Raw genomic sequence first — 24,067 nt, forward strand, 5'->3', positions numbered from 1 at the left:
CGGCAATAGAGGGGCGTAAGTGGGGTGACTGGCGTGGCTCAGGCGCCAGGCACCAGCGCCAGGCCAGATTCCCAAGGGTGGTCTGTCGCGCTCACGTTCACATCTTCACCCGGGTTGAGGGCACGCAATGCCACCAGGCCGGGTGCTGCGGAGGGGCTGACCGTGATGGTCAGAATGTAGGCCTGGGTGCCGCCCGAGTTGGTCTGGCCGGGAATGGCCGATGCGTCGGGCAGGTACTGGGTGACCTGCGCCGTCACCCCAGGGTTGGAGAATTGCACCCTGGCATTCTGCGCCGTGGTAGTCGGGTCGGCACCTTGCACCACCAGCACGAACTGGTTGCTGCTACCCGGTGCAAGCCAGGCGGGCAGGTCGGTGGGGGATTGCCCGTAGAACAGGTCCAGCGGCAGCAGTTGCACTGGCCAGGGTTGCAGGCCGGCCACCCGGTCCTGCACGCATGGGAATGCTTGGGGCGTGGCGCTGAGCGGCTTGACGGTGACGCTCAGGCCGACCAACAGTTGTTGGGCGATGACCCACACATAGTTGACCTTCTGGTTGTTGATGGTGATGTCATTGATCGAGAAACCAGCGCTTTCCGGCACCTCGAACACCGCCTGCAGGATCTGGTCGGAACCGTTGGCAGCCGACTTGGCCGTACCGCGCGTGATGCGCCAGTACTGGCTCACGTCCTGGCCTTGCGGGCCCTTCCAGGCGCTGAAATCGGTGGGCTGCTGCAAGTACAGGCCAATGGGGTTGGTCAGCGACAGTCGGTTGTTCACCGCCGTGGTATTGGCCATGAAACCGATGTGCGGATCAGAGTTGCGATAGTTTTGCCCGTACTGCGCGCAGCAGATCAACGACTGGGCGTTCTGGCTGCTGCTCACCGGGCGCAGGATGGTGGCGGCGGCGGCCAGGTACACCTCGGCGCTGAGGGTATTGGGGCCGGAGGTCAGGTGCATTGCACCGCCGTACTGGCCGGGCACACAGGCCGTTCCGGCGTTCCATTTGTTGACGGTGTCATAGGCCGGCTTGCCGGTGGTGGGGTCGATGACCGGGTCGCCGGCTTTGCCGGTCGGGCAGTCGACGGTGTAGCGCAGGTACAGGTCTTCGAGTTGCACGTTCGGGTCGATGTAGTCGCGGTACAGCCCCAGTACTGCGTTCGGGTCGATGCGCCACATGGTCAGGAAGTACGCGGGGTTTTCGCAGGTGAAGGTGATCTTGCGCATGTTGCCGTTGGCATCGCGTACGATCGACCACTCGCAGTACTCGTCGAGCCAGCCCCGAGGCCCGGAAGGCGAGAACGCCGTGTATTTGCCGTTCCAGTCGATGCTCGGGCAGCGCTTGGCCGGCAGTTGCAGCACGGTACCTTGTTTGTTGGGGTCGTAGAGCATGTAGAGGGTGTTGTCGAGGGTGATCTGGCCGTGGTCGGTCAACTCCATCACCTGGTCCAGGGTCATGGCCTTGCCACCCAGCTGGGGAATGACCGCCGCACCGTTGTTGTAGAAGAACGTCCAGAGCCGGTTGGGGAAGGGCGCCCAGGTGATCGCCGGGGCGGTCACGTCGCCGAAACCTTCCACCAGCGGGTTGTAGTAACCCGAGCGGGGGGCGTCGTTCAGGCCCGACCAGGGGTTGCCGATGATCGACGATTCGGTCCAGCCGGTGAGGTTGTTGTTCCAGTCGGTTTCAAACTGCGGCAACTGGTCTTCCAGGCCCAGCTTGTTGTAGTCCTTGGGGGCTTGGCCGGCGGGAGAGGTGAACTGCTTGAAGGGCGTGCTCATGTCGGTTCTCCTGATGTGCGTGAGGTGGAAGCAGAGCAGCAGCCGGCGACCGGGGGCGGGCCGGCGAGGGTCTGGCGCGGGTCGTCCCACACCAGTTGGGCGATGAAACCGGGCAAGGTCATGTATTCGTCAGGCGTCAGCACGCGGCCGCTGTCGAGGTGGGTCACCACCAGCGACAACTGCACCGCGTCGCCGCGGCCAAGGCCCAGCGCAGCAGCGTTGCGGGCCGCATTCAGTGCGCGGGATACGCCGTGGGTGATGCACCGGCCCTTGTCGTCCACCAGCCCCATGCCGATACGGCTGAAGCGCCCCACGTAATGGGGGTTGTCAGCGCTGACGTGCTGCGTGGCAGCGTCGGGCTGGTCGAGAAAGACATCGATCAGATAGGTGTCATGGGTGCAGCGCACATGATCGAACACCACCCACGGCCCGGGCCCTGCGGCGTTGCCCGCGGCAGGCCCGGCTGTTGCGCTGTGCTTGCAGCAGGCGCCGGTGGACGTCTTGGGCGCGCCGAATTGTGGGGCCACCGGCACGCCGTAGTCGTAGCCGATGTGCCGGCTGTCCTGGGCCATGTCGCCGATGGTGGTGTAGCGCCAGGCGTCGGCGCTGGTGAAGGTGAGCTGCGTGGCGTCGTGGCCGGAGAACGGCTGGAGCAGGCACTGCGTGGTGAATTGCGCCCCGGGGTTGGCCCTGATCCATACCTCGAGCATGCGGTCGATATTGGCGTGGTAGGAGCAGAACACCGGGTCGAAGGCGGTGTAGGCGTTGTCGGCCATGTCGCCGCCGATCCAGCCGTGATAGTTGTCGTGGGGTTGCTCGTAGAGGCCGTCGAAGTTGAGGGCACGATTGGGGTACAGGCTGTCCTTCTGGGGCGGGTCGAACACCGGGATGTTGGCCCACGGATAACCGGGCACACCTTGTGGTTGGCTGAAGGTGGTGAACTTCAGGGCATCTACCACCTGTTGCTGGAAAATCCGGCTCATGCCGAACAAACGGGTGCGCTCCGAACGCGAGTCGTCACCGTGGGTGTAGAACAACCGGTCGCGTTGCACATACCGGCAGTCCACCCCTTTGACCGCACCGTTGGCGCACACTTTCGAACAACCATCCTTCGCGGCCGCGTAGCACAGGGGGTTGGGCCGGGTTTCGCCGGTGTGGGGGTGCACATAGGTTTCATCGAGAAAAGCCTGGGGCAGGCCGGCCTGTGGGCTGCCGTCGACGCTGGCGTCTTCGGCCATCCAGTCCCAATAGGGAATGGCACAGTCGATCAGTTGTTCCAGGTACAACAGGTAGGCCCGGTGCCAGAGGGCAAACGCCTCCTGATAATGCAGGCACCAGTTGGTGTGGATGTAGGCGTAACGTTGCCAGGGCGAACCACTGTCGGGGTCGCCCACCTGCATCACATCGTCCAGGCGGGCGCGGTACAGGTTCAGCTCCTCAAAGGTCAGGGCGCGGATGTCCTTTCTCACCCGCCTGACCGATTGGGGCAGGTCTGGTGGCGGGATGCGTTCGGCCAGATCGAAGGGGGAATCGGCGTCCAGGCGCCAGCCCTGGTTGACCCACAACCTGAAGGTTTCCAGCGCATCGATCGGCCAGAACTGTTGCTGGTCGAGGGTCAGCGGCATGTTGCGCGAGGCCAGGTGCTGGTAGATGGTTTCTGACCAGGTTTTGACCGAGCCCGGGTCGTCCAGGTAGACGAAATAGGCGTTCATGCACCCGGTCCAGGAGGCTGCCACGGCCGCGCGCTGCGCAGCGGGAATCCAGTAGGGCGCGGTAAAAAGGCCGTGGATGTCCGCGGTCCATGTCGGTTTCGCGATGATCATAAGGTCCCTCTCATGCGCCCCGCAGGCCATATTCGGCCGGGCTGCTAAGCTCAGTTGATGGTAAAGAGCTGGCGCGCAGGGAATCGTGCAAATTGGCGCGTCCTTGCGGCGGATTCATTGCAGTTTTTCAGGGAAGACACGTGAAAAATGACAGACGCCATGGATCTGAAGATTCTGGGAAAGCTGCAAAAGGATTGCAGCCAGAATCTGGAGTTGCTCAGCGACAGCGTCGGGCTGTCTTCCACCAGTTGCTACCGGCGTATCAGGCGCCTGGAGAGCGCAGGCATCATCAAGGCCAAGGTCGCGATACTGGACGAGCGCAAGCTTGGCATTCAGGTGACTGCCTTCTTTCTGGTGAAGCTGGACCGCGACAGCAACGACATCGACCGCAAGATGCAGCACATCCTGGCCAGCCACCCGGAGATTCAGGATTGTTACCTGATGACGGGCGAGTTCGATTTCGTGATGGTTGCCAAGTTTCGCGATGCCACCGAGTACACCGACTATATCTACCGGTTTCTCGACACTTACCGGGATATTCCGATTCGCACTTATTCCTCTACGCTGGTGGTGCGTACGGTGAAGAAATCGTATGAATTGCCGCTGGGAGGGGGGCTGCAGCAGGCTGTCGATGCCTGACAAAGCCAGCGCGGTGCATGGCACCTGGCTGCGACTTTCACCATGAGGGTAGGGCGGCAATCAACCTTGAACCGCTCGTGATACTCAGCATTTATTCATAGGTAGATTGCTGCCGTTGCGTCGGAAGAGTACGGATGTGCTCCTTGACTGAGCAAAGGCTCAGTTTGAATGGACGCTTGTCGCTGCCAAGCCTGCGGCGACATTCCCTCGGCCTTCACGAATGTGCGGCAAAAGTGGGACTGATCACAGAAACCGCACTCCAGTGCGATCTCAGCGAGCATCATTCCCGAGCCCCCCAGTAGTTCCTTGCTTTTGCGCAACCGTTGTTCACGCATCCACTGCTGCGGGGGCACGTGCAGGGTATCCCTGAACATTCGTGTGAAATGGCTACGGGACAGCGAGCAGGCTTGGGCGAGTTCCGTAACAGTTATGCCGGTGTCCAGGTTCTCCAGCATCAACCTCTTGGCAGTCGTGACCTGCCAGGGCTTGAGGAGCCCGGTCGTTTTCAGTGCGACAGTCGCCAGCACAGTGCAGTGATCGCTGTTCATACAAATCCATTAATCAATGAAGTGGGCACGCACGTTTCGAGTGGGCAGAGCAGGCCACTGCAGCCTCGGGCGGGCTACGGTCAGACAGCGGCAGCAACCGGGGCAAGGGTTGGGCCGTGTTGAACGCGCTCTGGTGCTTTGTGCACCATGGTGTAGGCATAGTCGACACCCATGCCGTAGGCGCCGGAGTGTTCTTTCACCAGTTCCATGACGGCATCGTAGGTGTCGCGGTTTTTCCAGTCGCGTTGCCACTCCAGCAGCACTTGTTGCCAGGTCACCGGAACCACGCCTGCCTGAATCATGCGCTGCATGGCGTAATCGTGGGCTTCCCTGGTGGTGCCACCGGAGGCGTCGGCAACCATGTAGATTTCATAGCCGGCATCGTTCATCGCCGACAGCGCGAAGGTGGTGTTGCACACCTCCGTCCACAGGCCGGAAACGATGATCTTGTTGCGCCCGTTTTTCTTCAGCGCGTCACGCACCTTCTGGTCATCCCAGGAGTTCATGGAGGTTCGCTCCAGCAGCGGAGCGTCGGGGAAGACGGCGAGCAGTTCGGGGTAGGTGTGCCCAGAGAAGCTTTCAGTCTCGACCGTCGTGATGGTGGTGGGCACATTGAAGATCCTGGCTGCCTTGGCCAGGCCCACGGTGTTGTTCTTCAGCGTCTGGCGGTCGATGCTCTGAACGCCGAAGGCCATCTGTGGCTGCTGATCGATGAAGATCAGTTGGCTGTTGAATGGGGTCAGTACTTCAGTTTTCGGATTGTTCATTTGTGTTCCCTGTCAGCTGGATGATGGTCATCGCACAAGTCACGGCGCCTGCTTTTCGCAGGCTGTGCTGAGGCACTGGATGACGTCCTCAGTGATGCCCGTTGCTTGAGTCCGAGAACAAGATAGCCAATCGCAGAGCGAAGCGGTGGCGCACCTTTGCGCTCTCAAAGGCGCATTAATGCGCCCTTCGTTTGTTCATCCTGTTGCTAGTATTCGCACGCAAACGCGGATCTACCTGATCCGGTTTACGCCAGGAGAAAGCGATGGCAGCTTCACAACCACTCAACAAACAAACCGCCTATTGGGGCGTCCCGTGGGAGAATTCTTACGGGTATCCGCAGGCCCGGCGGGTAGGGAACGAGATCTACGTATCGGGCCAGTTCAATCATGACGAAGAAGGCAACCTGGTCGCGCCGGCCCCCTTGGATCGTGACGGCAGGCCCTGTGATTTCTCTTCGATGGGGGATCAGATGCGCGCCGCCTACGACAATATTGCCAAGCTGCTCGCGCTGTATGGAGCGACGCTTGAAGATGTCGTGGAAGAGACGCTGTACGTGCTGGACATGGACGCGGCCTTTGCCGTGGTCGGCAAGGTGCGCAAGGCCGCCTACGGCACGGAACGGCCTCAATGCGCCAGCAACATCATCGGCGTATCGAGGCTTGCCCAGCGCCCACAGCTGATCGAAATCGCCTGCAAAGCGGTACTTGGCTCACGCGCTGAGTGACTTGCACTCCCGGTTTCGCTCTATGTGACCGGGAGTACCAGTTGGCCCTCGATCAACGGCTTCTGGTTGGCAACGGCAGCTGCACAGAACGTCATGAACGCTTTGACCCGCCACGATTTGCGGATGTCCTGGTGCGTCAGCAGCCACAGCTCATCCTGCAGCTCCGGCACCACCGGGCCGACGCGTTCTAGCCCAGGCGTGATATCACCCAACATGCAGGGCAAAAAACCCACCCCCAGGCCTGCCGCGATTGCAGCACTTGCCGCTGCAACCGAATCGGTGCGGTACGAGATGCACTCGGCTGCGACCCTGTCTTCGACATAGCTCGTTGCCTTGAGCCCGCGTAGCGCTGCGGAATAGGAAACCCATGCCTGGCCTTCAGTGAACAGAGGAGTAGGCGTTGTATGGTTGCTGCTGCCGTAGGGAGCCCAGGCGATTGTGGCCAGTTTGCGGCCCACCAGGCTTTCGGCGGGTTTCCTGGTCGCTCGAACCGCAATATCCGATTCGTCTCGCGCAAGGCTCAGTGATTCGTTGCCCACCAGCACCTCGATCGTGATGCCTTCATTGAGGGCCTTGAAGTCCGCGATGATGGGGGTGAGGAAGTAAAGAAGCAGTGAGTCGCTGGTGGTGATACGAAGCTTTCCGAGTGGCCCCTGGCCGGCACGTGAGACACGCCGCGTCACGCTGACAATGTCCAGCTCCACGCGCTCGGCGAGGGCACGTAATTCCGCGCCCTCGATTGTTAGCAAATAGCCTGATTTGCGGTGATCGAACAAAGCTACGCCAAGTGTTTTTTCGACCTGGGAGACCCTGCGGGAGACGGTGGACACGTTGATGCCGAGCTTCTTGGCTGTGGCAGCGCGATTGCCACACTCACTGAGCGTTTTGATGATCCGCAGGTCGTCCCAGGAGAGCTGGTTGGCAGCCTCGCCCACGTTCCATTTCACGTCCTTGGGGGTAGCCGGGCTAATTGGGACATTTCCAGGTAACGACTTCACGAAATCCGTTCCAGATCAGATTGCGACGATCATACGAGAAGGGGCTGCGTGAACCAAGTATCAGCATGAAGGCGAAGGAGGGGGCTTCGGTCGTCCCTTCATGCACACTCAACACTTGTCGGCGTTATCCTGTCTGTTGAGCCGAGAGTCTTTGGGGAATTACTCATGCGCAAGTTGACACTGTTGTTGGCGATCGCTGCATTTGCTGGTTGCCAGGCGCCGATGCCAACTGCCAACCCACAGATGGCTTGGGTTGATCTCTCGACGCCATTCCCGAATGACCGTGTGCTGTTGGCCGAACGCCTGGATAAACAACGCCTGCGCGACGGGCGCTTCTTTGAGGTCAGCCCCGGCAGCCATGAATTGGTCGTCAGGTTCGACTACGAAGTAAATGGTGGCGGTGGCATCAGCCTGATGGGAGGTACCACGGTAAGGCAATGCTACCTGACCATCGACTATGAGCATTTCAAGGCTGGGCAGCGCTACGTGCTCGAGGCCCGCTCCATGGCCATGACGCCAGAGGCGAGGCTTTATGATGCGAAGGGAGAGATTGTGGCAGAGGTTAGGGAATTCTATTGCCTGATGTGATGATGAATCGTTCGTTGTTCATTGATTACAACTAGCCTCGAAAAATCAGATTTTTTCGCTTTCTTGTAGGGCATTTCCCAAAGATACTGTTGCCGCCTATTTTCCGTTGCGGGTGCCCTGGCAGGGCTCTAGTCTGGGCCTGTCACTGCTCATCAGTGACACGGCTTTGACAGGCCGTAACGGTTTAAGCATTCGGCTTTCCCTTTATGGTGGCTGTGCGTGGGGCACGCTTGCGTGCGCCGGAACTTGCTTATTCCGCCGGTCTGTCAACCTACGTACAGCTGCCACCCTTCTGTTTGACAGCAGTCAGGTGGCGCACTCATAAAGGTAATAAGCAATTGACTACTGACGAATCGAACGAGAAAACCACCGTAGGCAAGACCACGTTCTACCAAGGTGAAAACCAGACCCATCCGTTGTTTCGCATCGAAGCCGGCATTCCTTGCAAGAGCGCTCGGGAGCAGTCTTCGGAATTGATGGGGTACGTGCGGGAACTGACGATTGTCGGGTTGATGGATGAAAAGCCGATGATGATCTGGGCCGCGCATTACCTTAGCGCGTTGGCCAAGGCGCTTATGGACGATGCCGAACTGGGTATGATGCGCTGACTTCATTCCACCCGCGGCGGTACGCGAAACGCGGCCGCCATTCACAATGGCGGAGTGGGGTGCCTCGATCATTGTGGTTGAGGTCAACCCTATTTTGTTCTGTGGGTGAGCGGCGAAGGCTGTGATAATGGAGGGGAATTACAAGGGCCATGCCATGCTGACCATCTCCAATAATCTGCATCTGCCAGATGCCGACATCGAACTGACCTACATCCGCGCGCAAGGCGCAGGTGGGCAGAATGTCAACAAGGTGTCCAGCGCCGTGCACCTGCGCTTTGACATTCCCGCCTCGTCGCTGCCCGAGTTTTACAAGGAGAGGCTGTTGGCGCTGCGTGACAGTCGCATCACCGGTGAAGGCGTGTTGATCATCAAGGCACAACAATACCGCACACAGGAGCAGAACCGTGCTGACGCACTGGCGCGCCTTGCCGAGTTGATCATCACTGCCGGCAAGACCGAGAAAAAACGCCGTCCCACCAAGCCGACCCTCGGCTCGAAGACCCGTCGCCTCGAAGGAAAAGCCAGACGCAGCACTGTCAAGGCGGGTCGAGGCAAGGTGGAGTTCTAAGTTCTGCACAAAATGAGATGTCTCAAGCCAGTGAGATCCTGGCGGCGTGGTTTTGCGAGCTTGTGGAAGCGTGGGGCTTGATAGACGAATGGGGACAGAATACGGACGGGCACTTCCAAATACGTCATTTAACATAATACTCATTATGCGCTAGTCTATATTTGGTCACCGGACCACGAGTGAGGCACTTTGGGACCAGGGAAAGCTCCCTGGTCTAGATAATCCGTCCTGATCCATCGCCCGCTTCGCCGACTTTGTGCTGGATGCGTTAGCCTTGCCTTTTGACTGTTGGCTACCGCGACTTGGACATCAGGCCAGCCATTTGCACCTGTACCCTGAGTGCTTGAAAGAAACCTGGTACGGTCACCCTCGACCTTGTTTACCAAGACAAATCCGGCGCATGCATGACCACACTGACGACTAGCGCCTGTCAGCCAGCGCCATTGAGTTTGCCACGCTGCCCATCGCCGGCACCCAACTCCCGGTCGATCGGTTAACGCGGTCAATTGTAGGAGCGGCCTTGTGTCGCGATGGGCTGCAAGGCAGCCCCAGCAATTCATGCGTCTGCTTTGAAACCTTGGGGGCTGCTGCGCAGTCCATCGCGACGCAAGGCCGCTCCTGCAAGGGCCCGCAGGATTGAGAAGACAGTTGTTTACATCTCACGCAGACCTCAAACCACGAACCATCCCTGTAGGTGCTGGCCTGCAAGCGATGTGACCAATACAAGCGACAAAGGATACATGAGGACCGCGCGATACCTGAGGGCCAGGCATCCCCCCCATTTGCCATGCTTTATATGCAAATCAGGTATAACTACACTAAATGAGTATTTAGCGTAGTTATATAGAACCCGCCTCTGCACCAAAATCCTCAAACAAGCCCGCCAAAACGCCTGTAAAAGCCTTCATTCACATCCGGCAACGGCCCATCAGCCGTCTCCAGCGCTGCATTCAGCCATTCTTCCGCCTTGGCAAACACCAGCCGATAGAGGTTACGGCACAACTGTCGCGCGGCCCTTCCCTCCCAATCCCCAGGCAGCAGCTCGTCCGGCAGTTGCGGGTCGCGCAGCAGCAGCCGGCGGTATTCGTGAATCAGCAGCGTACGCGCCAGGAAGCAATCCTGCGCATCAAGTTGTTGCTGCTCTTTCAAACCTTGCCATAGCGGCCTGAACAGCTGGATGAACTCGCTGTACTGCTGCCCCAGTTCGTCGATGCGCCAGCTTTCCCGCACCTGGGCACGCATGGCCTTGGATGCCAGCACTTCCTGGGTGTGGGTTTCGAAGACGATGCTGTCGTCGCTCGCCTCCAGGTCACGCAAGGTGGCGGCCAGGTCGGCGCGGTCTGCCCGTGGGCAGCCCAGCAGGTTCGGCGCCATGGTCCCGAAGCCCTGCCACTCCAACTCTTCACGCAAAGCCTTGCGCTTGCCGGCCTCCAGTTGCGAGAGCAAAACCAGTGTCCAGGCACCGTCCCAGGCTGGCTGGCTGGGGCTGTAGACCCGCTTGAAGGCCTTCTCGAAACGCCGGCGGCCGGTACCTGTCAGGCTGTAGTAGCTGCGGCGGCCAACCTTTTCGGCAGTGAGCCAGCCTTCCTTGGTAAGGCGGAAGATCGATGTGCGGATCAGGCGCTCGTTGATGCCGATCGGTTCCAGCAGGTTGATCAGGCTACCCAGCCAGACGGTTCCGCCGTGGGGCTCGATGGCGTCGCCGTACAAAGTGATGATCAGGGAACTGGCGCGGATCGGCGTCTGTTCCTGGAAGCGGGTGATCAGGTTGTTCAGTGGGGCGAGATTGCTCATGGGCGAACTGTGCGCGGTTAAAGCACCGACTATACCTGCGCGGCGGGCCGCCTGACCATTGCGTGACGCTGCCAGGCACATGCCGATGCCTGGCCTTTGGGTCTGACGCCAGTGTCTTCCATGCGTGGGCGCTCGGGCTCGACCTCGGTCAGTGGCGGGCATTCGACCATGCTGTTCATGCAGCGTTGCGCCAGGTGCTGATACTCCGCCGTGCCACGTTGCTTCCAGGCCAGTTCCTGTTCGGTCAGTGGGCGCTTGACCTGAGCTGGCGAGCCCATCACCAGGCTTTGTGCCGCACATTCGAAACCCGCCTTGACGAATGCCGTGGCCGCGACGATGCAGCGCGGTGCCACATGGGCACCATCCATCAGCACCGCGTTCATGCCGATCAGGGCGTCTTCGCCCACGCGACAGCCGTGCAGCACGGCGCCATGCCCGACATGTCCGTTGCGTTCGACCACCGTATCGCCACCCGGGAAGCCATGCATCACGCAGGTGTCCTGCAGGTTGGCGCCCTCCTCCAGCACGATACGGCCGAAATCCCCCCTCAGTGATGCCAGCGGGCCGACGTAGCAACGAGGGCCGACGATGACATCACCAATCAGCACGGCGCTGGGGTGCACGTAGGCTGTCGGATGAACCACGGGCGTCAGGCCGTCCAGTCGATAGCAAGGCATGGCAAAGCTCCTGAAATGATTTCAAATACGCCTTGATCTTGTATCACAATCTTGTGGTGCGTCAATCGGCATGGTCGTGTATCGCTTTTGCTGGGGTCATCGCGCTCCAATAAATTCAGCTATATGCGTTGATTACAAAGTGATGAAACGATTCATCCTGACAAAGCCCTTTGCTTAGGCAGTTGTCACCACCGCAAAAGAGATACATGAAACAATTTTGAATGTTGCATTGTTGTATCGCATAATGCATATACTGGTTCCACCTGGACGTGATCCCCGCATCACGCCCCTGCAAACAATTCCAAGAAATGCCGGCCCCACGATGTGCCGTGCGTGCAGCCAGAGGAACCCGACATGCCGCGATATCTCGATGTGCAGGCGCCTGAACACGGCGTCCAGCTCATTACCCTGCAACGGCCCGAGGCGCTCAACGCCCTGTGCACCGAGCTACTGGCAGAGCTGGCCGCTGCGCTGGAAGCGGCCGGGCAAGACGAACAGACCCGCGCGGTGGTCATCACCGGCAGCCGCAAGGCATTCGCCGCTGGCGCCGATATCCGCGAGATGGCCGAGCGCGACCTGGTCGGCATCCTCAACGACCCCCGGGTGGCCCACTGGCAAAGCATCGCCGCCTTCGCCAAGCCACTGATCGCCGCCGTCAACGGCTACGCCTTGGGTGGCGGCTGCGAACTGGTGATGTGTGCCGACATCGTCATCGCCGGCAGCGACGCCCGTTTCGGCCAGCCGGAAATCAACCTCGGCATCATCCCCGGTGCCGGTGGCACCCAACGCCTGCTGCGGGCAGTAGGCAAGCCGCTGGCCATGCAAATGGTGCTGACCGGTGAAGCCATCACCGCCCCTCATGCATTGCAGGCCGGGCTGGTCAGCGAAATCACCCAGCCGGAACTCACCGTAGAACGCGCCCTGCACATCGCCCGCAGCATCGCCGCCAAGGCCCCGCTGGCAGTGCGCCTGGCCAAGGAAGCGTTGCTCAAGGCCAGCGATACCGACCTGGCCAGCGGCCTGCGTTTCGAACGCCATGCCTTCACCTTGCTGGCCGGCACCGCCGACCGCGACGAAGGTATCCGTGCCTTCCAGGAAAAACGCCAGGCCCGCTTCCAGGGCCGCTGATCATCTTTCCCTCGACTGACGGAGCGAGTCTGTCATGACTTTCCAGCACATCCTGTTTTCCATCGAGGACGGCGTCGCCCTCCTCTCTTTGAATCGCCCCGAGCAGCTAAACAGCTTCAATACCGCCATGCACCTGGAAGTGCGCGAGGCGCTCAAGCAAGTACGCCAGAGCAGCGAAGCCCGGGTGTTGTTGCTGACTGCCGAAGGCCGGGGTTTCTGCGCCGGCCAGGACCTGTCCGATCGCAACGTCGCCCCGGGCGCCGAGATGCCGGACCTGGGCGAATCGATCGACAAGTTCTACAACCCGCTGGTGCGCACCCTGCGCGACCTGCCGCTGCCGGTGATGTGTGCGGTGAACGGCGTGGCTGCAGGCGCCGGTGCCAACATCCCGCTGGCCTGCGACCTGGTGCTGGCCGCCCGCTCGGCCAGTTTCATCCAGGCCTTCTGCAAGATCGGCCTGGTACCCGACTCCGGCGGCACCTGGCTGCTGCCGCGCCTGGTCGGCATGGCACGGGCCAAGGCTCTGGCCATGCTGGGCGAGCGCCTGGGCGCCGAACAGGCTCAGCAATGGGGGCTGATCCACCGCGTGGTGGACGATGCCGCGCTGCGCGACGAAGCCCTCACCCTCGCCCGCCAGCTCGCCACCCAGCCCACTTACGGCCTGGCCCTGATCAAGCGCAGCCTCAACGCCAGTTTCGACAACGGTTTCGATGAACAGCTGGAGCTGGAGCGCGACCTGCAGCGCCTGGCCGGGCGCAGCGAGGACTATCGCGAAGGCGTGAGTGCCTTCATGAACAAGCGCACGCCGGCATTCAAGGGGCGTTGATCATGAGCGTACTCGCAAGCAATACCCAGGTGGCGGTGATCGGTGCAGGCGCCATGGGCGCAGGCATCGCCCAGGTTGCGGCCCAGGCCGGCCACCCTGTAAAGCTCTACGACAACCGCCCGGGCGCTGCCGCCCAGGCGGTGGCCGGCATAGACCGGCAACTTGCCCGCCTGGTGGAAAAAGGCAAGTTGCAGGCTACCGATCGGGAAGCCATCAGCGCCCGGCTGTGCCCGGTAGACGCCCTCGAAGCCCTGGCCGATGCTCGCCTGGTGATCGAGGCCATCGTCGAGAACCTGCAGGTCAAGCAGGCGCTGTTCAGCCAGCTGGAAGCCTTGTGCGCCACCGACTGCATCCTCGCCAGCAACACTTCGTCGCTGTCCATCACCAGCCTCGCCGCCGGGCTGCAACGCCCGCACCAGGTGGTTGGCATGCACTTCTTCAACCCGGCGCCGCTGATGGCCCTGGTCGAAGTGGTCTCGGGCCTGGCCACCGCCCCGGCCGTTGCCGCGTGCATTCATGCCACCGCCCAGGCCTGGGGCAAGCAGCCGGTGCACACGCGCTCCACGCCGGGCTTCATCGTCAACCGCGTGGCGCGGCCGTTCTACGCCGAAAGCCTGCGCCTGCTGCAGGAAGGCGCAGCCGATTGCGCCAGCCTCGATGCGCTGCTGCGTGATGCCGGTGGTTTCCGCATGGGCGCGTTCGAACTCACCGACCTGATCGGCCACGACGTCAATTACGCCGTCACCTGTTCGGTCTTCGATGCGTTCTATGGCGACTTCCGCTTCCAGCCTTCGCTGGTGCAAAAAGAACTGGTGGACGCGGGCCGACTCGGGCGCAAGACCGGCCAAGGCTTCTATAGCTATGCCGAGGGCGCCGAACGCCCGCAGCCAGCCGAACTGCATAGCCCCGCCATAGTCGATGCCTGCGTCGTCGAAGGCGACCTGGGGGTGATGCAGCCGCTGGCCGAACGCCTGCGCCAAAGCGGCGTCGCCGTGACCCAACGCGCCGGCAGCGGCCTGATCCAGGTGGGCGATGCCACCCTGGCGCTGTCCGATGGCCGCCTGGCCAGCCAGCGCGCCCGGGAAGACGGCCTGCGCAACCTGGTACTGGTCGACCTGGCCCTGGACTACACCACCGCCACCCGCCTCGCCATCAGCTGGTCGGCCGACACCAGCGACAACGCTCGAGACCAGGCGGTGGCCTTGCTGCGGCGTGCCGGCCTGAAGGTAACGGCGGTCGCCGACCTGCCCGGCCTGGTGGTGCTGCGTACCGTGGCGATGCTCGCCAACGAGGCCGCCGATGCCGTGCTGCAAGGTGTCGGCAGCGCCGCCGACATCGACCTGGCCATGCGCGCCGGCGTCAACTACCCCTGCGGCCCGCTGGCCTGGGCCGCGAACCTCGGCATCCCCCACACCCTGCGCGTGCTCGACAACCTGCAGCGCAGCTACGGCGAGAGCCGCTACCGCCCTTCCCTGCTGTTACGCCGCTGCGAAGCCAAAGGAGGCACCCTGCATGACTGAAGTCGAACTGGCACAAGCCTGTGCCGAGGCCATGTACGCCCGCGACCAGGCCACCCAGGGCCTGGGCATCCGCCTGCTGGAAGCCGGCCCGGGCCAGGCGTGCCTGCGCATGCCGGTACGCGCCGACATGATTCAGGGGCATGGCACCTGCCATGGCGGCTTCCTGTTCGCCCTGGCCGACTCGGCATTTGCCTTCGCCTGCAACAGTCACGACCAGGCCACCGTCGCCCTGGGCTGCAGCATCGACTATCTGGCCCCGGCGCTGCGCGATGACGTGCTTACCGCTCGCGCCAGCGAGGTCAGCCGCAAGGGCCGCACCGGCCTGTACCACGTCCGCATCGAGAACCAGCGCGGTGAGCTGGTGGCGATGTTCCATGGCAAATCCTACAAAGTGCGCGGCACCGTGCTGGCGCAGGAGACGCAAGATGACTGAACACACCCAAGCCGATGCCTTGATCATCGACGCCGTGCGCACCCCCATCGGCCGATATGCCGGCGCCTTGAGCGGCGTGCGCGCCGATGACCTGGCCGCCATCCCGCTCAAGGCCCTGATCCAGCGCCACCCCGAACTGGACTGGAAAGCCATCGACGACGTCATCCTCGGCTGCGCCAACCAGGCTGGCGAGGACAACCGCAACGTCGCGCACATGGCCAGCTTGCTGGCCGGGTTGCCGATCGAAGTGCCGGGCACCACCATCAACCGCCTGTGTGGCTCCGGCCTGGATGCCATCGGCAATGCAGCCCGCGCCCTGCGCTGCGGCGAAGCCGGGCTGATGCTGGCCGGCGGCGTGGAGTCGATGTCACGCGCGCCGTTCGTCATGGGCAAGGCGGAGCAGGCGTTCGGCCGTGCGGCCGAACTGTTCGACACCACCATCGGCTGGCGTTTCGTCAACCCGCTGATGAAGGCGGCCTTCGGCACCGACTCGATGCCGGAAACGGCCGAGAACGTTGCGCAGCAGTTTGGTATTTCCCGCGCCGACCAGGACGCCTTTGCCCTGCGTAGCCAGCACAAGGCCGCTGCCGCCCAGGCACGCGGGCGCCTGGCACGGGAAATCGTGCCGGTCGAGATCCCGCAGCGCAAAGGCCCGGCCAAAGTGGTCGAGCACGACGAACATCCCCGCGGCGACACCACCCTCGAGCAACTGGCCAGGCTGGGTACCCCGTTCCGTGAGGGCGGTAGCGTCACCGCTGGCAATGCTTCCGGGGTCAATGATGGCGCTTGCGCCCTGCTGCTCGCCAGTAGCGCCGCCGCTCGCCGCCATGGCCTGAAGGCTCGCGGCCGCATCGTCGGCATGGCGGTGGCCGGGGTCGAACCACGGCTGATGGGCATCGGCCCGGTACCGGCTACCCGCAAGGTGCTGGAGCTTACCGGGTTGTCGCTGGCCGACATGGACGTCATCGAGCTCAACGAGGCCTTTGCCGCCCAGGGCCTCGCGGTACTGCGCGAGCTCGGCCTGGCCGACGACGACGCGCGGGTCAACCGCAACGGCGGTGCCATCGCCCTGGGCCACCCGTTGGGCATGAGCGGTGCACGCCTGGTCACCACCGCGTTGCACGAGCTGGAAGAAACCGCCGGACGCTACGCCCTGTGCACCATGTGCATCGGCGTTGGCCAAGGCATCGCGATGGTCATCGAACGCCTCTGAGCGGCTCAGACCATCGGCTTGTTACCGAACCGAACGCAGCCGTATATGCTGCTTCCATGACACTCACCACGCGGCCTGCAACCGGTACCGCGCGGCGTACAAGAACAATTCGAGTGAAGCCATGAACATGTACCATGATGCCGATCGTGCCCTGCTGGACCCGATGGAAACCGCCAGTGTCGACGCCCTGCGCCAGCACCAGCTGGAGCGCCTGCGCTGGAGCCTGCAGCACGCCTACGACAACGTACCGCTGTACCGCCAGCGCTTTGCCGAGTGCGGTGCCCACCCCGACGACCTCAAGTGCCTGGAAGACCTGGCGAAGTTCCCCTTCACCGGCAAGAACGACCTGCGCGACAACTACCCCTACGGCATGTTCGCCGTGCCCCAGCAAGAGGTGGTGCGCCTGCACGCCTCCAGTGGCACCACCGGCAAGCCGACGGTGGTGGGCTACACCCAGAACGACATCGACACCTGGGCCAATGTGGTCGCCCGCTCGATCCGTGCCGCGGGTGGGCGCAAGGGCGACAAGGTGCATGTCTCCTACGGCTACGGCCTGTTCACCGGCGGGCTTGGCGCGCATTACGGTGCCGAGCGCCTGGGCTGCACGGTGATCCCCATGTCCGGTGGCCAGACCGAGAAGCAGGTGCAGCTGATTCGCGACTTCCAGCCCGACATCATCATGGTCACCCCCTCCTACATGCTCAACCTGGCCGACGAGATCGAGCGCCAGGGCATCGACCCGCAAGACCTCAAGCTGCGCCTGGGCATATTCGGCGCCGAGCCGTGGACCGACGAGCTGCGCCGCTCGATCGAGCAAAGGCTGGGCATCGATGCCCTCGACATTTATGGCCTGTCGGAAATCATGGGACCTGGTGTGGCGATGGAGTGCCTCGAAACCAAGGATGGCCCGACCATCTGGGAGGACCATTTCTACCCCGAGATCATCGACCCGGTCACCGGTGCGGTGCTACCGGACGGCCAACTGGGCGAACTGGTGTTCACCTCGCTGAGCAAGGAAGCGCTGCCCATGGTGCGCTACCGCACCCGCGACCTCACTCGCCTGCTGCCCGGTACCGCCAGGCCCATGCGGCGGATCGGCAAGATCACCGGCCGCAGCGATGACATGCTGATCATTCGCGGGGTCAACGTGTTCCCGACCCAGATCGAGGAACAGGTGCTAAAAATAAAACAGCTTTCCGAGCTTTATGAGATTCATCTGTATCGCAATGGCAATCTCGACAGTGTCGAGGTGCATGTGGAACTGCGTGCGGAGTGCCAGCACCTTGATGAAGGCCAGCGCAAGCTGTTGACCGGGGAGCTGACCAAGCAGATCAAGACCTATATCGGCATCAGCACCCAGGTGCGCCTGCAGCCCTGCGGCATGCTCAAGCGTTCCGAGGGCAAGGCCTGCCACGTGTTCGACAAACGGTTGGCCAGCTGATTCATTCGGCTGCCTTTTCGGCCCCGGCATCGTCCGGGGCTTTTTTTGCCTGGGAGATTGCTGGGGGCGCTTTGCGCCCCTTTCGCGACGCAAGGCCGCTCCTACAGGGGAACGCAATCTTCTGTAGGAGCGGCCTTGTGTCGCGAAAGGGCTGCACAGCAGCCCCCTTGGCCCGCAAAGCGATACACAAATCTTATTCGATACACATAAAACTGTTTGACGTTATGTTTTGTATCGCTTACAAATGACTCATGCCTTAGCAGGAGTCGGAACACATGTACGCACAGCTAGTGGAAACCGGAGTCAAGCGCGTCAAGTCGCTGGAAGAGATGTCGCCCGAGGAGCGCAACTTCCAGGAAAAGATCGACGCCGAAATCAAGATCGAAGCCAAGAACTGGATGCCCGAGGCCTATCGCCAGACCCTGATCCGGCAGATCTCCCAGCACGCCCACTCGGAAATCGTCGGCATGCTGCCCGAAGGCAACTGGGTCACCCGTGCCCCCAGCCTCAAGCGCAAGCTGCAGCTGATGGCCAAGATCCAGGACGAAGCCGGCCACGGCCTGTACCTGTACAGCGCCATGGAAACCCTGGGCGCCGACCGTGACGAAGAAATCGCCAAGCTGCACAGCGGCAAGGCCAAGTACTCGAGCATCTTCAACTACCCCACCCTCAGCTGGGCCGACATGGGCGCAGTGGGCTGGCTGGTGGACGGCGCCGCCATCGTCAACCAGGTGGTGCTGCAGCGCACCTCCTATGGCCCGTATTCGCGCGCGATGATCCGCATCTGCAAGGAAGAGAGCTTCCACCAGCGCCAGGGCTACGAAATCCTCCTGACCATGATGCGCCACGGCACCCAGGCCCAGCGGGACATGGTCCAGGACGCGATCAACCGCCTGTGGTGGCCGGCACTGATGATGTTCGGCCCCAGCGACGAGCACTCCCCCAACAGCGCCCAGTCCATGGCCTGGAAGATCAAGCGCCAGACCAACGATGAACTGCGCCAGCGCTTCATCGACCAGACCGTGCCGCAACTCGAGCTACTCGGCTGCACCGCCCCCGACCCCGAACTGAAGTGGAATGCCGAGCGCGGTCACTACGACTTCGGCGAAATCCAGTGGGACGAGTTCTACGAAGTGATCAAGGGCAATGGCCCATGCAACCAGGAACGTGTCGCCACCCGGCGCAAGGCCATCGAGGACGGCGCCTGGGTGCGCGAGGCCGCCGTGGCCTACGCGCGCAAGCAACAGAACAAGAACGCCGCCTGAGCGGCGATTGATGCGGAGATCGAAAATGTCTGTCTGGACCCTCTACGAAGTGTTCGTGCGCAGCAAGCACGGCCTTAACCACAAGCATGTCGGCAGCGTGCACGCCGCCGATGCCGCCATGGCCATCGAAAACGCCCGCGAGCTGTACACCCGCCGCAGCGAAGGCGTCAGCCTGTGGGTGGTGCCCTCGGCACTGATCACCGCCTCTTCCCCGGACGAGAAAGACCCGCTGTTCGCCCCGGCGGACGACAAGGTCTACCGCCATGCCAGCTTCTACGAACTGCCCGACGAAGTCGGACACATGTGAGGTTGGCCATGCATAAAGAAACCCTTGTCCCCTACCTGCTGCTGCTCGGCGACAGTGCCCTGGTGCAGGGCCAGCGCCTCTGCGAATGGTGTGGCCGCGCCCCTGCCATCGAAGAAGAGCTGGCCCTGATGAACGTCGGTCTCGACCTGGTAGGCCAGGCGCGCAACTGGCTGGAATACGCCGCCGAGCTGCTCGATGATGGCCGTGACGCCGACGCCCTGGCCTTCCGCCGTGACGAGCGCGCCTATCGCAACCTGTTGCTGGTCGAGCAGCCCAACGGCGATTTCGCCGTGACCATGACCAAGCAGTTCTTCTATGACGCCTGGCATTTCGCCGTGCTTCAGGGTCTGGTCGGCTCGAACGACGAGCGTATCGCCGGTATCGCCGCCAAGGCCCTGAAGGAAGTCACCTACCACCTGCGCCGCTCCAGCGAGTGGGTGCAACGCCTGGGTGGTGGCACCGAAGAAAGCCGCCAACGCATGCTCGCGGCCATCCCGGCACTGTGGCGCTTCACCGTCGAACTGGCCGCCGGTAGCGACAATGAAGTGCACCTGGCGCAAGCGGGTATCGCCGCCGACCCCGCTGCCGTCGGCGCGGCCTGGCTCAAGCAGGTTGGCGAGACCTTCGCTTCGGTCGAACTGCCGTTGCCCAAGGCCGCCAGCCACTTCTTCCTGGACGGCCGCAAAGGCCTGCACACCGAGCACCTGGGCCTGCTGCTGGCCGAGATGCAGTTCCTGCCAAGGGCGTACCCCGATGCAACCTGGTGAGCTGATTGCCGGCGACCGTGGCGCCCGCGCGCCACGCGGCGATGACCTGGCCCGGGCCTGGGCGGTACTGGCCCAGGTCATGGACCCGGAAGTGCCCGTGGTCAGCGTGGTCGACCTGGGCATCGTGCGCGACCTCGGCTGGCGCGCCGGGCACCTGCACCTGGTCGTCACGCCGACCTACTCCGGCTGCCCTGCCACCGAGGTGATCGAAGGGGATATCCGCCAGGCGCTGGAGCAGGCCGGCTTCCCCGCGCCGCTGCTTGAGCGCCGGCTGACCCCGGCCTGGAGCACCGACTGGATCAGCGAACTGGGCCGCGAGCGCCTGCGCGCCTACGGCATCGCCCCGCCACAGGGCAGCGCCAGCAAACGCAGCCTGCTCGGCGAGGCGCCGCAGGTGTGCTGCCCGCAGTGCGGAAGCGCCCATACCGAATTGCTCAGCCAGTTCGGTTCCACGGCTTGCAAGGCGCTTTACCGCTGCCGCGAGTGCCTGGAGCCGTTCGACTATTTCAAATGCATTTGAGCCGTGGAGAACGCCATGAGCCAGTTTCACAGCCTGACCATCAAGCAAGTGCGCAACGAGACCCGCGATGCGGTGTCGATTGCCTTCGACGTGCCCGAGCACCTGCAGGCGCAGTTCCGTTTCACCCAGGGCCAGTACCTGGTCATGCGCACCCAACTGGATAACGAAGAAGTCCGCCGTTCCTATTCCATCTGCAGCGCCGTGCAGGATGGCGAACTGCGTGTGGCGGTGAAGCGCGTGCCAGGCGGGCGCTTCTCGGCATTTGCCAACGACGTGCTCAAGGCAGGCCAGCAACTGGAAGTGATGCCGCCGTCGGGAAGCTTCTTCGTGCCACTGGAGCCGGCCCGCCAGGGCAACTACCTGGGCGTGGCTGCCGGCAGCGGCATCACGCCGATCCTGTCGATCATCGCCACTACCCTGGCCAGCGAGCCGCACAGCCGCTTCACCCTGCTGTACGGCAACCGCTCCAGCTCTGGCGCACTGTTCCGCGACAAGCTGGAAGACCTGAAGAACCGTTACCTCGACCGCCTGAACCTGATTTTCGTGTTCAGCCGCGAGCAGCAGGATGTCGACCTGTACAACGGCCGCATCGATGCCGACAAGTGCGGCCAGTTGTTCTCGCGCTGGATGGACGTTGCCAACCTGGACGCTGCATTCATCTGCGGCCCACAGGCGATGACCGAGACGGTGCGCGACAGCCTGCAGGCCAATGGCCTGGCCAAGGACCGTATCCATTTCGAGCTGTTCGCAGCCGCCGGCAGCGAAGCCCGTCGTGAAGCCCGCGAGGCGGCGCGCCAGGTGGACTCGGCGCTCAGCCACATCACCGTGATCAGCGACGGCCGCGCCCTCACCTTCGACCTGCCACGCAACACCCAGAACGTGCTGGACGCCGGCAACGCCATCGGCGCCGAACTGCCCTACTCCTGCAAGGCCGGCGTGTGCTCGACCTGCAAGTGCCGGGTAATCGAGGGCGAAGTGGAGATGGACAGCAACCATGCCCTGGAGGATTACGAAGTGGCGGCCGGGTATGTGCTGTCGTGCCAGACCTACCCGGTGAGCGACAAGGTGGTGCTCGATTTCGACCAGCTCTGAGACCGCGTCGCCTGCTTCGCGGGCGCGCCCGCTCCCACAGGGATAGCACAAGTCTCAAGCACACCGCCGCACCTGTGGGAGCGGGCATGCCCGCGAAGAGGCCCTAAGCAACACCGCAACACCCGCGTGACCTCAACAAAACAATTACAACACCCAGAGATCGCAACCCATGACACCCGAACGCATCGAAAGCATCGCCAACCACCCCGACTTCCAGCACCTGGTGCAGCGCAAACGCCGCCTCAACGGCAGCCTGACCCTGGCCATGCTGGTGATCTACTACGGCTTCGTCCTGCTGGTGGCGTTTTCCCCCAGCACCCTCGGCCAGTCCCTCAGCGGTGGCGTGACCACCGTTGGCATGCTGGTGGGCGTGCTGATGGTACTGCTGTCCTTCGCCTTGACCGGCATCTACGTGCACCGCGCCAACAACGTGCTCGACCCGCTCAACGACAAGGTCAAGCAGGAGTGCGCACAATGAACTGGACTGCCATCTCGATGTTCATGGTGTTCGTCTGCTTCACCCTGCTGGTCACCCGCTGGGCTGCCATGCGCACGCGCTCGGCCAGCGATTTCTACACTGCCGGCGGGGGCCTGACCGGCATGCAGAACGGCTTGGCGATCGCCGGCGACATGATCAGCGCCGCCTCGTTCCTGGGCATTTCGGCAATGATGTTCATGAACGGCTATGACGGCCTGCTGTATGCCCTGGGCGTACTGGCCGGCTGGCCGATCATCCTGTTCCTGATCGCCGAGCGCCTGCGCAACCTGGGCAAGTACACCTTCGCCGACGTGGTCAGCTACCGCCTGGCGCAAACCCCGGTGCGCCTGACCTCGGCCTTCGGCACCCTGGTGGTGGCGCTGATGTACCTGGTGGCACAGATGGTCGGTGCCGGCAAGCTGATCGAACTGCTGTTCGGCATCAGCTACCTGTACGCGGTGATGCTGGTCGGTGTGCTGATGGTCGCCTACGTCACCTTCGGCGGCATGCTCGCCACCACCTGGGTGCAGATCATCAAGGCGGTGATGCTGCTGTCGGGCACCAGCTTCATGGCCTTCATGGTGCTCAAGCATTTCGGCTTCAGCACCGAGGCAATGTTCGCCAGCGCCGTGGCCGTGCATGCCAAGGGCCAGGCGATCATGGCCCCGGGCGGCTTGCTGTCCAACCCGGTGGACGCCATTTCCCTGGGCCTGGGCATGATGTTCGGTACCGCCGGCCTGCCGCATATCCTGATGCGCTTCTTCACCGTCAGCGATGCCAAGGAAGCGCGCAAGAGCGTGTTCTATGCCACCGGGTTCATCGGCTACTTCTACCTGCTGCTGATCGTCATCGGCTTCGGCGCCATCGTCATGGTCGGCACCGAGCCGTCCTACCGTGACGCCACCGGCGCGATCATCGGCGGCGGCAACATGGTCGCCGTCCACCTGGCCCAGGCCGTGGGTGGCAACCTGTTCCTCGGTTTCATCTCCGCCGTGGCCTTCGCCACCATCCTGGCAGTGGTCGCGGGCCTGGCGCTGTCCGGTGCATCGGCGGTTTCGCACGACCTGTATGCCTGCGTTGTGCGCCAGGGCAAAGCTAGCGAGCAGGAGGAAATGCGCGTGTCGCGTATCGCCACGCTGCTGATCGGCCTGCTGGCGGTAATCCTCGGCCTGATGTTCGAGTCGCAGAACATCGCCTTCCTCTCTGGCCTGGTGCTGGCCGTGGCCGCCTCGGTCAACTTCCCGGTGCTGCTGCTTTCGATGTTCTGGAAAGGCCTGACCACCCGCGGCGCGGTGTGCGGCAGCATGGCCGGCCTGGTTTCGGCGGTGCTGCTGGTGGTGCTGGGCCCGGCGGTGTGGGTCAACGTGCTGCATCACGAGAAGGCGCTGTTCCCCTACAGCAATCCGGCGCTGTTCTCCATGAGCCTGGCCTTCCTCGGCGCCTGGGTGTTCTCGGTCACTGACAGCTCCGAACGCGCCAGCCAGGAACGTGGCCGCTACCTGGCCCAGTTCATCCGTTCCATGACCGGAATCGGCGCCGCCGGCGCCAGCAAGCACTGACTCTCAGG

Annotated in this window: 24 protein-coding genes and 1 pseudogene; 18 read left to right on the plus strand and 7 right to left on the minus strand. The window is 62.7% G+C overall.

What is annotated here, in order from left to right; all coding sequences use genetic code 11:
* Positions 1 to 38: 38 nt before the first annotated feature.
* A complete protein-coding gene (locus AC2T3R_RS12980) occupies positions 39 to 1,775 on the minus strand; it encodes a hypothetical protein (RefSeq protein ID WP_054571939.1) in 1,737 nt (578 codons plus the stop codon).
* Positions 1,772 to 3,598 (minus strand): tyrosinase family protein, encoded by a 1,827-nt coding sequence (locus AC2T3R_RS12985; protein ID WP_486745249.1) that lies wholly within the window; start codon positions 3,596 to 3,598, stop codon positions 1,772 to 1,774. The genes AC2T3R_RS12980 and AC2T3R_RS12985 overlap by 4 nt, the downstream gene beginning before the upstream one ends.
* A 159-nt stretch (positions 3,599 to 3,757) precedes the next feature.
* Here AC2T3R_RS12985 and AC2T3R_RS12990 point away from each other — a divergent pair, with 159 nt between their 5' ends.
* A complete protein-coding gene (locus AC2T3R_RS12990) occupies positions 3,758 to 4,237 on the plus strand; it encodes an Lrp/AsnC family transcriptional regulator (protein ID WP_003258733.1) in 480 nt (159 codons plus the stop codon).
* A gap of 95 nt (positions 4,238 to 4,332) precedes the next feature.
* Here AC2T3R_RS12990 and AC2T3R_RS12995 read toward each other — a convergent pair whose 3' ends face one another.
* Together AC2T3R_RS12995 and AC2T3R_RS13000 are read right to left on the minus strand one after the other, a co-directional pair.
* On the minus strand, positions 4,333 to 4,785 hold the full coding sequence (locus AC2T3R_RS12995; RefSeq protein ID WP_410952435.1) for a helix-turn-helix domain-containing protein: 453 nt from the start codon (positions 4,783 to 4,785) through the stop codon (positions 4,333 to 4,335).
* A gap of 80 nt (positions 4,786 to 4,865) precedes the next feature.
* On the minus strand, positions 4,866 to 5,552 hold the full coding sequence (locus AC2T3R_RS13000) for a hydrolase (RefSeq protein WP_410952434.1): 687 nt from the start codon (positions 5,550 to 5,552) through the stop codon (positions 4,866 to 4,868).
* Positions 5,553 to 5,815: 263 nt separating this feature from the next.
* Between AC2T3R_RS13000 and AC2T3R_RS13005 the strand changes: the two genes are divergently transcribed.
* Positions 5,816 to 6,277 (plus strand): Rid family hydrolase, encoded by a 462-nt coding sequence (locus AC2T3R_RS13005; RefSeq protein WP_025339175.1) that lies wholly within the window; start codon positions 5,816 to 5,818, stop codon positions 6,275 to 6,277.
* Between the two features lie 20 nt (positions 6,278 to 6,297).
* On the opposite strand, the gene AC2T3R_RS13010 is transcribed toward AC2T3R_RS13005, so the two are convergent.
* Entirely contained in the window at positions 6,298 to 7,224 is a 927-nt protein-coding gene (locus tag AC2T3R_RS13010) for a LysR family transcriptional regulator (protein WP_061305469.1), read from the minus strand.
* A gap of 216 nt (positions 7,225 to 7,440) precedes the next feature.
* On the opposite strand from AC2T3R_RS13010, the gene AC2T3R_RS13015 reads away from it, so the two are divergent.
* The 3 genes from AC2T3R_RS13015 to arfB all read left to right on the plus strand — a co-directional run bounded on the left by AC2T3R_RS13015 (position 7,441) and on the right by arfB (position 9,039).
* Positions 7,441 to 7,863 carry a PA0061/PA0062 family lipoprotein gene (locus AC2T3R_RS13015; RefSeq protein ID WP_411959511.1) on the plus strand — a complete coding sequence of 141 codons (423 nt, stop codon included), beginning with the start codon at positions 7,441 to 7,443 and terminating at the stop codon, positions 7,861 to 7,863.
* Between the two features lie 338 nt (positions 7,864 to 8,201).
* Positions 8,202 to 8,471 carry a DUF3077 domain-containing protein gene (locus AC2T3R_RS13020; protein ID WP_025339172.1) on the plus strand — a complete coding sequence of 90 codons (270 nt, stop codon included), beginning with the start codon at positions 8,202 to 8,204 and terminating at the stop codon, positions 8,469 to 8,471.
* A gap of 154 nt (positions 8,472 to 8,625) precedes the next feature.
* The gene (gene arfB / locus AC2T3R_RS13025; RefSeq protein WP_410952433.1) at positions 8,626 to 9,039 is read left to right on the plus strand and encodes an alternative ribosome rescue aminoacyl-tRNA hydrolase ArfB; all 414 of its coding nucleotides are present in this window, start codon (positions 8,626 to 8,628) and stop codon (positions 9,037 to 9,039) included.
* An 870-nt stretch (positions 9,040 to 9,909) separates the two neighbouring features.
* Here the strand turns inward: arfB and paaX are convergent.
* Both paaX and paaY read right to left on the minus strand, forming a co-directional pair.
* Positions 9,910 to 10,833, minus strand: a complete 924-nt coding sequence (paaX, locus tag AC2T3R_RS13030; protein WP_015270318.1) for a phenylacetic acid degradation operon negative regulatory protein PaaX — start codon at positions 10,831 to 10,833, stop codon at positions 9,910 to 9,912.
* Between the two features lie 29 nt (positions 10,834 to 10,862).
* Positions 10,863 to 11,510: a phenylacetic acid degradation protein PaaY gene (paaY, locus tag AC2T3R_RS13035; RefSeq protein ID WP_486745250.1), complete on the minus strand. Its 648-nt coding sequence runs from the start codon at positions 11,508 to 11,510 to the stop codon at positions 10,863 to 10,865.
* 354 nt (positions 11,511 to 11,864) lie between these two features.
* On the opposite strand from paaY, the gene paaF reads away from it, so the two are divergent.
* From paaF to AC2T3R_RS13100, 13 genes and pseudogenes are all read left to right on the plus strand, one after another.
* Positions 11,865 to 12,638: a 2,3-dehydroadipyl-CoA hydratase PaaF gene (gene paaF, locus AC2T3R_RS13040; RefSeq protein ID WP_486745251.1), complete on the plus strand. Its 774-nt coding sequence runs from the start codon at positions 11,865 to 11,867 to the stop codon at positions 12,636 to 12,638.
* Positions 12,639 to 12,672: 34 nt separating this feature from the next.
* Complete coding sequence (gene paaG / locus AC2T3R_RS13045) at positions 12,673 to 13,464, plus strand: 2-(1,2-epoxy-1,2-dihydrophenyl)acetyl-CoA isomerase PaaG (RefSeq protein ID WP_486745252.1); 792 nt, start codon at positions 12,673 to 12,675, stop codon at positions 13,462 to 13,464.
* Positions 13,465 to 13,466: 2 nt separating this feature from the next.
* Positions 13,467 to 14,984 carry a 3-hydroxyacyl-CoA dehydrogenase PaaH gene (gene paaH, locus AC2T3R_RS13050; RefSeq protein WP_486745253.1) on the plus strand — a complete coding sequence of 506 codons (1,518 nt, stop codon included), beginning with the start codon at positions 13,467 to 13,469 and terminating at the stop codon, positions 14,982 to 14,984.
* The gene (gene paaI, locus AC2T3R_RS13055; RefSeq protein ID WP_013972610.1) at positions 14,977 to 15,417 is read left to right on the plus strand and encodes a hydroxyphenylacetyl-CoA thioesterase PaaI; all 441 of its coding nucleotides are present in this window, start codon (positions 14,977 to 14,979) and stop codon (positions 15,415 to 15,417) included. The genes paaH and paaI overlap by 8 nt, the downstream gene beginning before the upstream one ends.
* On the plus strand, positions 15,410 to 16,630 hold the full coding sequence (gene pcaF, locus AC2T3R_RS13060) for a 3-oxoadipyl-CoA thiolase (RefSeq protein ID WP_486745254.1): 1,221 nt from the start codon (positions 15,410 to 15,412) through the stop codon (positions 16,628 to 16,630). Before paaI ends, pcaF begins: the two co-directional genes overlap by 8 nt.
* A gap of 121 nt (positions 16,631 to 16,751) precedes the next feature.
* Positions 16,752 to 18,071, plus strand: coding sequence for a phenylacetate--CoA ligase PaaK (paaK, locus tag AC2T3R_RS13065; protein WP_486745255.1), 1,320 nt, complete (start codon positions 16,752 to 16,754; stop codon positions 18,069 to 18,071).
* Positions 18,072 to 18,346: 275 nt separating this feature from the next.
* Positions 18,347 to 19,336 (plus strand): 1,2-phenylacetyl-CoA epoxidase subunit PaaA, encoded by a 990-nt coding sequence (paaA, locus tag AC2T3R_RS13070; protein WP_015270325.1) that lies wholly within the window; start codon positions 18,347 to 18,349, stop codon positions 19,334 to 19,336.
* Between the two features lie 25 nt (positions 19,337 to 19,361).
* Complete coding sequence (gene paaB, locus AC2T3R_RS13075; protein WP_013972614.1) at positions 19,362 to 19,643, plus strand: 1,2-phenylacetyl-CoA epoxidase subunit PaaB; 282 nt, start codon at positions 19,362 to 19,364, stop codon at positions 19,641 to 19,643.
* A gap of 8 nt (positions 19,644 to 19,651) precedes the next feature.
* On the plus strand, positions 19,652 to 20,410 hold the full coding sequence (paaC, locus tag AC2T3R_RS13080) for a 1,2-phenylacetyl-CoA epoxidase subunit PaaC (protein ID WP_486745256.1): 759 nt from the start codon (positions 19,652 to 19,654) through the stop codon (positions 20,408 to 20,410).
* Positions 20,397 to 20,930 carry a 1,2-phenylacetyl-CoA epoxidase subunit PaaD gene (gene paaD, locus AC2T3R_RS13085; protein WP_410953550.1) on the plus strand — a complete coding sequence of 178 codons (534 nt, stop codon included), beginning with the start codon at positions 20,397 to 20,399 and terminating at the stop codon, positions 20,928 to 20,930. Before paaC ends, paaD begins: the two co-directional genes overlap by 14 nt.
* Before the next feature lie 15 nt (positions 20,931 to 20,945).
* Entirely contained in the window at positions 20,946 to 22,022 is a 1,077-nt protein-coding gene (paaE, locus tag AC2T3R_RS13090; protein ID WP_054573566.1) for a 1,2-phenylacetyl-CoA epoxidase subunit PaaE, read from the plus strand.
* 169 nt (positions 22,023 to 22,191) lie between these two features.
* On the plus strand, positions 22,192 to 22,500 hold the full coding sequence (locus tag AC2T3R_RS13095; RefSeq protein WP_004376242.1) for a DUF485 domain-containing protein: 309 nt from the start codon (positions 22,192 to 22,194) through the stop codon (positions 22,498 to 22,500).
* A pseudogene (locus tag AC2T3R_RS13100) lies at positions 22,491 to 24,059 on the plus strand (cation acetate symporter); the annotation flags it as partial. The gene AC2T3R_RS13095 and the pseudogene AC2T3R_RS13100, both read left to right, overlap by 10 nt.
* Between the last annotated feature and the right edge of the window lie 8 nt (positions 24,060 to 24,067).

Source organism: Pseudomonas sp. PVC-5-1 (assembly GCF_057444345.1).